This window comes from Paraburkholderia sp., from assembly GCF_035501035.1.
GTDB lineage: Bacteria > Pseudomonadota > Gammaproteobacteria > Burkholderiales > Burkholderiaceae > Paraburkholderia.
On record NZ_DATJWR010000065.1, the window covers coordinates 1 to 7,898 of the forward strand.

Below are 7,898 nucleotides of genomic sequence, written 5' to 3' on the forward strand. Positions count from 1 at the left end.
GATCGTGCGCGGCGTGCCGCCTTCGAGGCCGACCGCCTTGTCGGCGGCGTCCATGCGAATGTCGAGGTACTTCTCCAGACCCACGCCAGCGGCCAGCAGCGCCGCTTCGCCGTCCTGGCCGAGCTTGTTCAGATAGTTCACACCGGCCCACACTTCATCGGGCGTGATGTCGAGATCGTCGATAGCCTTGAACAGATCGCTCAGCAGACGGTGCGTAATCTGCTGGAAGCGCGCATTGCCGTTGTTGCCTTCCAGGTTGGCGGCGGCCTTCAGCAGATCCTGCACTTCCTTCGTTTGAAATACTTTCACGCTCATGATTACTGTCTCCACTTGAATTTAGGGGGAACGGTCTCGAGGCGGGCTTGCCCTCTACACAACATCAAACTTTCCGCTTCACGCGTCGCCGTCACGAACCGACGACGGGTGACGGCACAACGGCGTCACGGCAATCTTCATGTACGGGAAAAGCGGCAACGCAGTCAGGATCTCATGCAGCTCCGCGTTGCTCTCTACGTCGAAAACGCTGTAGTTCGCGTACTCGCCGACCACACGCCAGATATGGCGCCACTTGCCGCTGTGCTGCAGCTCCTGCGAATACTCTTTCTCGCGAGCCTTGATCTGGTTGGCGACATCGGCTGGCATGTCGGCCGGGATATTCACATCCATTCGTACGTGGAAAAGCATGGTCCAATGTCCTCTTCGTGGGATTGGGATTACCGCGTGGCTTTCACGAAGCCATCGCGCGTGAAGCGCTTGACCCTGGCTTCGTCCAGCTCGATGCCGAGGCCCGGCCGATTGGGCACGGTCAGGGCGAAGTCGCTGTAATCGAGCGGCTCGGTCAGGATTTCTTCGGTAATCAATAGTGGTCCGAACAATTCAGTTCCCCACTGCAGATTGGCGAAGCTCGCGAACAGATGCGCCGAGGCAATCGTGCTGAACGCGCCTTCGAGCATCGTGCCGCCATAAAGCTCGATGCCCGCGGCATCGGCAATTGCAGCCACGCGCTGCGCGGCGAACAGTCCGCCGCTTTGTTCAATCTTGATCGCGAATACATCGGCGCCGCTGTTCTTCGCGATCTCGAACGCGCTTTCCGGGCCTTGCAGGATTTCGTCGGCCATCAGCGCCACGGGGAAGCGGCGCATGAGGCGCGCAAGCGCCGCGGGCGATGCCACCGGCTGCTCGACGAGTTCGCAGCCCGCGTCGGCCAGCGCTGGAATCGCCCATGCCGCCTGCGTTTCGCTCCAGGCCATGTTGACGTCCACACGCACCGCGGCGTGGTCGCCGAGCGCCTTCTTGATCCCGGCAACGTGTCCGATGTCGGTCTTGAGCCCCTTGGCGCCGATCTTCAGCTTGAAGATGTTGTGCCGGCGCAGCTCCAGCATCGTCTCCGCCTCGGCGATATCTTTCGCCGTGTCGCCCGAAGCCAGCGTCCATGCAACCGGCAGACGGTCGCGGCGGCGGCCGCCCAGCAGTTCGCTCACCGGCACGCCAAGGCGCTTGCCCTGGGCGTCGAGCAGCGCGGTTTCGAGCGCGCTCTTCGCGAAATGATTGACCTTGACCAGCTTGCCGAGGTGCGCCATCAGTTCCTGGATGCGCGTGGCGTCGCGGCCAACCATTGCCGGGGCGAGGTACGTGTCGATCGCCAGCTTCATCGCCTCAGGGCTTTCCGGCCCGTAGGCCATGCCGGCAATGGTCGTGCCTTCGCCGATACCGAACACGCCGTCGCTGCAATGGATCTTCACGAGCATCAGGGTTTGCCCGTACATGGTGGCGACCGAGAGCTTGTGCGGGCGGATCGTCGGCAGGTCGACGAGGCGGGTTTCGATACGTTCAATCGTCGCGAGGGTCATGGCAGAAGCTAAGTGATGTTCGTGGAGCAGGGCGGGCGCAAGCCGGCGGGGGCGCTCGGCCTGCGCGTCCGTCGCACCGATGGGTGAGGTGCTCAGGGGCTTCGATGGCATTAAATACCTGAGCCCGTGCGGGTGCTATCCGTCTACTTGAGACTCACTATCCGATTTTTTTGGCGCGGCCGCGAAACGCCGCCGCGCACGGCCGGCCGCACGGCCCCTCGCCAACCCGTACGGCAGCGCGGCGGAAAAAGCGGATAGCAAACGGCGACCAGGTGGATAGCGCCCGCGCGGCATCGGGTATTCAATGCAGCTCATCGATGACCTGGTCGCAAGACCACTGAATGGCAGGAGGAGAACCCATCGTGAGCACGGAGAAAACCACGCCGCAATGGCAGGAACTGATTGGCGGATGTCTCGACTTCCGTCCGGCAGAGGGCGTCTATCGCATAGCGCGCGAGATGTTCACCGAGCCGCAACTTTTCGACCTCGAGATGGAATTCATCTTCGAGAAGAACTGGATCTACGCGTGCCACGAAAGCGAGATCCCCAAGCCGCACGACTTCATGACGATGCGCGCCGGACGCCAGCCGATGATCATCTCGCGCGACGGCAACGGTCAGCTCAACGCGATGATCAACGCGTGCCAGCATCGCGGCGCGACGCTCACGCGAATGGGCAAGGGCAATCAGTCGACCTTCACGTGCCCGTTCCATGCGTGGTGCTACAAGAGCGATGGACGGCTCGTCAAGGTCAAGGCGCCGGGCGAGTACTGCGACGACTTCGACAAGTCCACCCGCGGCCTGAAGAAGGCGCGCATTGCGAGCTACAAGGGCTTCGTGTTCATCAGCCTCGACGTCGACGCGACCGACACGCTCGAAGACTACCTCGGCGACGCACGCATCTTCTTCGACATGATGGTGGCGCAATCGCCCACGGGCGAGCTCGAAGTGCTGCCGGGCAAGTCCACGTACACGTACGAAGGCAACTGGAAGCTGCAGAACGAGAACGGCCTCGACGGCTATCACGTGAGCACCGTGCACTACAACTACGTCGCCACCGTGCAGCGCCGCAAGGAGGCGACGGCCCAGGCGGGCGGCTCCACGGACGGCACGCTCGATTACAGCAAGCTCGGCGCGGGCGACGCCGAAACCGACGACGGCTGGTTTGCGTTCAGGAACGGCCATAGCGTGCTGTTCAGCGACATGCCGAACCCCGGCGTGCGTCCCGGCTATGCCAGCGTGATGCCGCGCCTCGTTGAAGCGCATGGCCAGGAGAAGGCCGAGTGGATGATGCACCGCCTGCGCAACCTGAACATCTATCCGAGCCTCTTCTTCATGGACCAGATCAGCTCGCAGCTGCGCATCGTGCGTCCGGTGGCCTGGAACAAGACGGAGGTCATCAGCCAGTGCATCGGCGTGAAGGGCGAATCGGACAAGGACCGCGAGAGCCGCATCCGGCAGTTCGAAGACTTCTTCAACGTCTCGGGCATGGGCACGCCGGACGATCTCGTGGAGTTCCGCGAGCAGCAGCGCGGCTTCCAGGCACGCCTCGAACGCTGGAGCGACATTTCGCGGGGGCATCACAAGTGGGTAGCGGGCGAGACGGCGAATACGCGCCTGCTCGGCATCGAGCCCGTGCTGTGCGGCACGGAGCTCACCCACGAGGGGCTTTACGTGAACCAGCACGGCGCGTGGCAGACGTTCCTCATGAAGGGTCTCGCACAGCAATCGAACGGCAAGAAGGAGGCCTGAACCATGACCGCTACCCTGCAACAATCGGTCGAGCAGTTTCTCTATCGCAAGGCAGAGCTTTGCGATGCGCAGAGCTGGGACGAGTACCTCGACCTCTTCGACGAAAACAGCGAATTTCACGTGCCCCAGTGGGACTCCGAGCACGTGTACACGACCGACCCGAAACGCGGCATGTCGCTCATCTACTGCGCGAACCGCACGGGTCTCGAAGATCGCGTGTTCCGTCTGCGCACGGGCAAGTCGGCGGCATCGACGCCGCTGCCGCGCACGCTGCATCAGATCACCAACGTCCGCGTGGCGCAACGTGAAGGCGCAGAGCTGGAAGTGAAGGCCAACTGGGCCACGTTCTACGCGCGGCACGGTGTGGGCGAGCACTTTTTCGGGCGCGTCACGTACCAGCTGCGCCCCGCCGGCGACAGCTGGAAGATCGTGCGCAAACACGTGCTGCTGCTGAACGACACGATCAACGCAGTGCTCGACTTCTATCATCTTTAAGCGGGAGTGCCACGACATGAGCCACAAGGTCGCGTTCAGCTTTGCCGACGGCAAGACCGTGTTCTTCGATATCCGCGCGGGCGAGCTCCTGCTCGATGCCGCGCTGCGTAACGGAGTGAACATTCCGCTCGATTGCCGCGAGGGCGTGTGCGGAACCTGCCAGGGTCGCTGCGAATCGGGCACATATACGCAGGAATACGTCGACGAGGAAACGCTCTCCGCCGACGATCTCGCCGCGCGCAAGATCCTGTCCTGCCAGACGCGCGTGCAATCCGACGCATCGTTTTACTTCGACTTTGATTCGAGCTTGTGCAGCGCCGGCGGTACGACGTTGCTCGCGGGGCAGGTCAAGGAGGTAAATCAGGTATCCGAAACGACGGCGATCCTGCACCTGGACGCGAGCGCGCACCAGGGACGGCTCGATTTCCTGCCTGGGCAGTACGCGCGCCTGAGAGTGCCGGGCGACGGCGTGTGGCGTTCGTATTCGTTCGCCAACCGGCCCGACGAGAACAACCAGTTGCAGTTCCTGATCCGGCTGTTGCCGGACGGCGCGATGAGCAACTATGTGCGAGAGCGCTGCGAGCCTGGCCACACGATCGAGTTCGAGGCGCCGCTCGGCACGTTCTATCTTCGCGAGGTGGAGCGGCCGCTGGTGATGGTCGCAGGAGGCACGGGCTTGTCCGCGTTTCTGGGCATGCTCGACGACCTCGCGCACAAGGGCGGCTGCGGCCACAAGGTGCATCTCTACTATGGCGTGACGAACGCACGCGATCTGTGCGAACTCGAGCGCTTGAAGTCCTATGAGACGCGCATCGCCAACTTCGCGTGCGACATCGTCGTGATGAACCCCTCCGAAGCGTGGCAGGGCAAGACGGGGCTGATTCCCGAACATTTCGACCGGGCCATGCTTGAAGCGAATCCGTTCGACATGTACGTGTGTGGGCCGCCGCCGATGGTCGAGGCAATCAAGGCGTGGCTCGCGAACGAGCGCATGGACGGCCACCGGCTCTATTACGAGAAATTTGGGGACAGCAACAGCGCGCAAGCCGCAGCCTGAAGCGACGGCGCAACTTGCCTTTGGGGTGTTTCGATATTCTTTCTCCGCGCGGCGTGGTTTAACATTGAGTATTGTCAATTTCTCAATGCCACGCCATGCCAACCCCTGCCGTCAACGATAGCCGCGGCATTGACGCACTGCGACACGACCTCGAAGGCGCGCGGGACTGGATGGCGTCGATCTGCGGGCCACATGGACTGCAGGTACGCAGCCCGCAGGCGCTGCAATTCCATCATTCGGGCACGGTGATGCGCTCCACGGCGACCACATTGGGGCACGTGGAGTACGGCACCGACGTCACCGTTTCCGTGCACAACGACGCGCCGCTCAACTGCTATAGCGTAAGCCTGCCACTTACAGGGCAGCAGGAACTCGCCGCACGCGGACGTCTATGGCTGTCAGATCAAGACCGAGGCCTGGTTCTGTCGCCGCATGAGACGCAGGATCTCGCGATCACGGGCAATTGCCGCAAGGTCATCGTTTCCATTCCGCGAGCGGCCCTGCGCCAGGTCCTTGAAGGGCTTCTGCAACGACCCCTCGACGAGGCGTTGACGTTCGAGCCGCAGATGAATGCCGCCGACGGCGAGCAGGCCTCCTGGTGGCGCATGGTGAAGTTCCTGCTGGCCGAAATGGGCACGGCCGGGCCGCTGCTGAATCATCAGCAGATGACAGGGGATCTCGAGCAGGCGTTGATCAAGGGGCTGTTGCTCTCGCAGCCGCACAACTACTCGCAGGCACTCGCCGAGGCGATGCGTCCTACGTGCCCGCATTATCTGCTGCGCGCGAGGCAGTTCATCCATGACCATGCCAGCGAAAATATCGCGCTCGAGGACATCGAGCGCGCAGCGGGCGTGTCGCGCTACAAGTTGTTCGAGGGCTTCCGGCAGCACTTTGGGTACGCGCCCATGGCCTACCTGAAGCGGCACCGTCTCGAAGCGGTGCGGCGTGAGATTCTTTTGGACAGATCGGAGCGCAACGTTTCTTCTATCGCGATGAACCGGGGCTTTTCGCATCTCGGCCGCTTTTCCAACGACTACAAGCAACTCTTCGGCGAAACACCGTCGCAAACGCTCAAGCGCGTGGCGAAACGTTAGGTCGTCAGATTGAGCGCCCGAAGGCTGGCGTGCGCGCCAAGGTTGAACATCCGTTTCGCGTGCTCAAGCAGCAGTTTGGTTATACGAAGACCCGCTACCGAGGATTGGTGAAGAACACCGCGCAGATCACGACGCTGTTTGCGCTGGGCAACCTCTGGATGGCGCGCAAGGCTTTAAGCAAAGCGTGAAACGCCCGGCGCATCAGGCCGTGAAGTCTCGGCAAACGAAGGTCATCATGCTTCAAAAGCCAGACGACCAACCTTGCTAGCAGACTCTGCGGCCGATACGCCCAACGTGAAAAAAGATCGGCGCTCTGAAAACATGTTGTGCAGACCTTCCCCAGATCTCCACGCATTCGCCGTGATCCGTTCTTCGGGATGGACTATCAAGATGGTCCCGCCGGGGTCTCATCGGCATTTTTCTCGGCAGCCTCGTGCACGCGCGGGTACTGCCGATGCGGAACCAGAGCGCTCATTGCATGTTTACTAACGCGATGTTTAATCGTCAGATAAATAAGACGTGGTCAACCCGGTGAGCGGCAGTTTGCCGCGCCCCCACCAGCTAGACTTTCTGGCCCAGGCTGTGCGTACCGCGAGGCGGGGGAGTGCCGTATCAAAGCCTTCGCGCCAGACATGGAGCATCAATTAATTCGGATTTGTCCTGTATGAAGTCGGGGAGGACGCGGCCACTATCTTGGATATTCATTTCAGATATTGAAGGAGGCGAAAGTGAGCCCGTTTTTCCTGATCCAGCCTGGAACCCTGCACGAACGTGCCGGCGTCACATCCAACAGACATTTCATCCTGATTCCCGCGCGCCTGCGCTCGCTCTCGAGATGTCTGCTCAACAAACTTCCCGAGCCTGCAGTTGATGGGAAAGCGCGTCATGCCGCTGAGACTCGCACTCATGATTCCACGCCGCCGCCGCCCATGACCGTGACTGTCGATCTGCATCCGCTGGATCATGCCGCGCTACAGGAAGCCGCTCGCGCGGTCGGCATGGACGCAGCAGCGTTTTGTGCGCTCGCGATTCATCGCGCGTCGCGCTCGGTCATAGAACAGAAGCCGTTTCAACCGATCGTCTGACAGCATCGTTGCGTCTATCGGCGTTCCCGCGGATCGTTCATGCCAGCGCGGCCGATAATCGAAGTGCAACAAGAGGCAATGGAATCGAACGAATCTGTCTTCCTGACGAAGGACCGGAGTGCCTACGTCGTTTTTCGCTGATCCTTCTGGCAGTCATACGGCGGTCGCAATACGTCAGCCAGATGCTCAGTTATACGAAAAGCTACTGACGTGTTTCTGAGCGGAGGGTGTCGAGCGAAACGGGATTGAGGAGCGACGAATAGCTCTTGTGCAAATCGGAATTAATGAAGCCAAGCCATTCCTGCAAACGATACCGCGCCATTGTTCCATTGTGAGGTACGAGGTCGTGCTCAGGATTCAGGTCTGCGAGAAACTGTATTATGGCGGAGCTTTCCGTCAGCAAGCTACCGTCATCGAGCTCGAGCACAGGCACGCTTCCCTTTGGATTTATTCTGAAAAAATCGATGTCATCTTGCGTGCGCTTGGTCTGAATGTCCACCTTTTCGAGTTCGATTTCGATACCAGCCTCGCGTGCAACTATATGGGACGCAAGCGAGCACGCTCCT

Annotated in this window: 9 protein-coding genes and 1 pseudogene; 6 read left to right on the forward strand and 4 right to left on the reverse strand. The window is 61.1% G+C overall.

What is annotated here, in order from left to right; genetic code table 11:
• From VMJ11_RS04065 to VMJ11_RS04075, 3 genes are all read right to left on the reverse strand, one after another.
• The coding region (locus VMJ11_RS04065; protein WP_325617153.1) for a dioxygenase at window positions 1-315 on the reverse strand (315 nt) is incomplete at its 3' end.
• A gap of 78 nt (window positions 316-393) precedes the next feature.
• Window positions 394-684 carry a muconolactone Delta-isomerase gene (gene catC, locus VMJ11_RS04070; RefSeq protein ID WP_325617155.1) on the reverse strand — a complete coding sequence of 97 codons (291 nt, stop codon included), beginning with the start codon at window positions 682-684 and terminating at the stop codon, window positions 394-396.
• 29 nt (window positions 685-713) lie between these two features.
• Entirely contained in the window at window positions 714-1,850 is a 1,137-nt protein-coding gene (locus VMJ11_RS04075) for a muconate/chloromuconate family cycloisomerase (RefSeq protein ID WP_325617157.1), read from the reverse strand.
• A gap of 341 nt (window positions 1,851-2,191) precedes the next feature.
• On the opposite strand from VMJ11_RS04075, the gene antA reads away from it, so the two are divergent.
• The 6 genes and pseudogenes from antA (at window position 2,192) to VMJ11_RS04105 (ending at window position 7,332) form a co-directional block, all read left to right on the forward strand.
• Complete coding sequence (gene antA, locus VMJ11_RS04080; protein WP_414694292.1) at window positions 2,192-3,601, forward strand: anthranilate 1,2-dioxygenase large subunit; 1,410 nt, start codon at window positions 2,192-2,194, stop codon at window positions 3,599-3,601.
• A gap of 3 nt (window positions 3,602-3,604) precedes the next feature.
• A complete protein-coding gene (antB, locus tag VMJ11_RS04085) occupies window positions 3,605-4,096 on the forward strand; it encodes an anthranilate 1,2-dioxygenase small subunit (RefSeq protein ID WP_325617160.1) in 492 nt (163 codons plus the stop codon).
• A 16-nt stretch (window positions 4,097-4,112) separates the two neighbouring features.
• Window positions 4,113-5,153: an anthranilate 1,2-dioxygenase electron transfer component AntC gene (gene antC / locus VMJ11_RS04090; protein WP_325617162.1), complete on the forward strand. Its 1,041-nt coding sequence runs from the start codon at window positions 4,113-4,115 to the stop codon at window positions 5,151-5,153.
• A 95-nt stretch (window positions 5,154-5,248) separates the two neighbouring features.
• Entirely contained in the window at window positions 5,249-6,247 is a 999-nt protein-coding gene (locus VMJ11_RS04095; RefSeq protein WP_325617164.1) for an AraC family transcriptional regulator, read from the forward strand.
• 2 nt (window positions 6,248-6,249) lie between these two features.
• A pseudogene (locus VMJ11_RS04100) lies at window positions 6,250-6,435 on the forward strand (transposase); the annotation flags it as partial.
• A 540-nt stretch (window positions 6,436-6,975) separates the two neighbouring features.
• Window positions 6,976-7,332: a hypothetical protein gene (locus tag VMJ11_RS04105; protein ID WP_325617166.1), complete on the forward strand. Its 357-nt coding sequence runs from the start codon at window positions 6,976-6,978 to the stop codon at window positions 7,330-7,332.
• A 202-nt stretch (window positions 7,333-7,534) separates the two neighbouring features.
• Here the strand turns inward: VMJ11_RS04105 and VMJ11_RS04110 are convergent.
• The coding region (locus tag VMJ11_RS04110) for a glutathione S-transferase N-terminal domain-containing protein (RefSeq protein WP_325617168.1) at window positions 7,535-7,898 on the reverse strand (364 nt) is incomplete at its 5' end.

Excerpts from the sequence above, each read along its gene's own strand:
- catC (WP_325617155.1), bottom strand. The coding sequence starts at position 684 with ATGCTTTTCCACGTACGAATGGATGTGAATATCCCGGCCGACATGCCA.
- VMJ11_RS04075 (WP_325617157.1), bottom strand. The coding sequence starts at position 1,850 with ATGACCCTCGCGACGATTGAACGTATCGAAACCCGCCTCGTCGACCTG.
- antA (WP_414694292.1), top strand. The coding sequence starts at position 2,192 with ATGGCAGGAGGAGAACCCATCGTGAGCACGGAGAAAACCACGCCGCAA.
- antB (WP_325617160.1), top strand. The coding sequence starts at position 3,605 with ATGACCGCTACCCTGCAACAATCGGTCGAGCAGTTTCTCTATCGCAAG.
- antC (WP_325617162.1), top strand. The coding sequence starts at position 4,113 with ATGAGCCACAAGGTCGCGTTCAGCTTTGCCGACGGCAAGACCGTGTTC.
- VMJ11_RS04095 (WP_325617164.1), top strand. The coding sequence starts at position 5,249 with ATGCCAACCCCTGCCGTCAACGATAGCCGCGGCATTGACGCACTGCGA.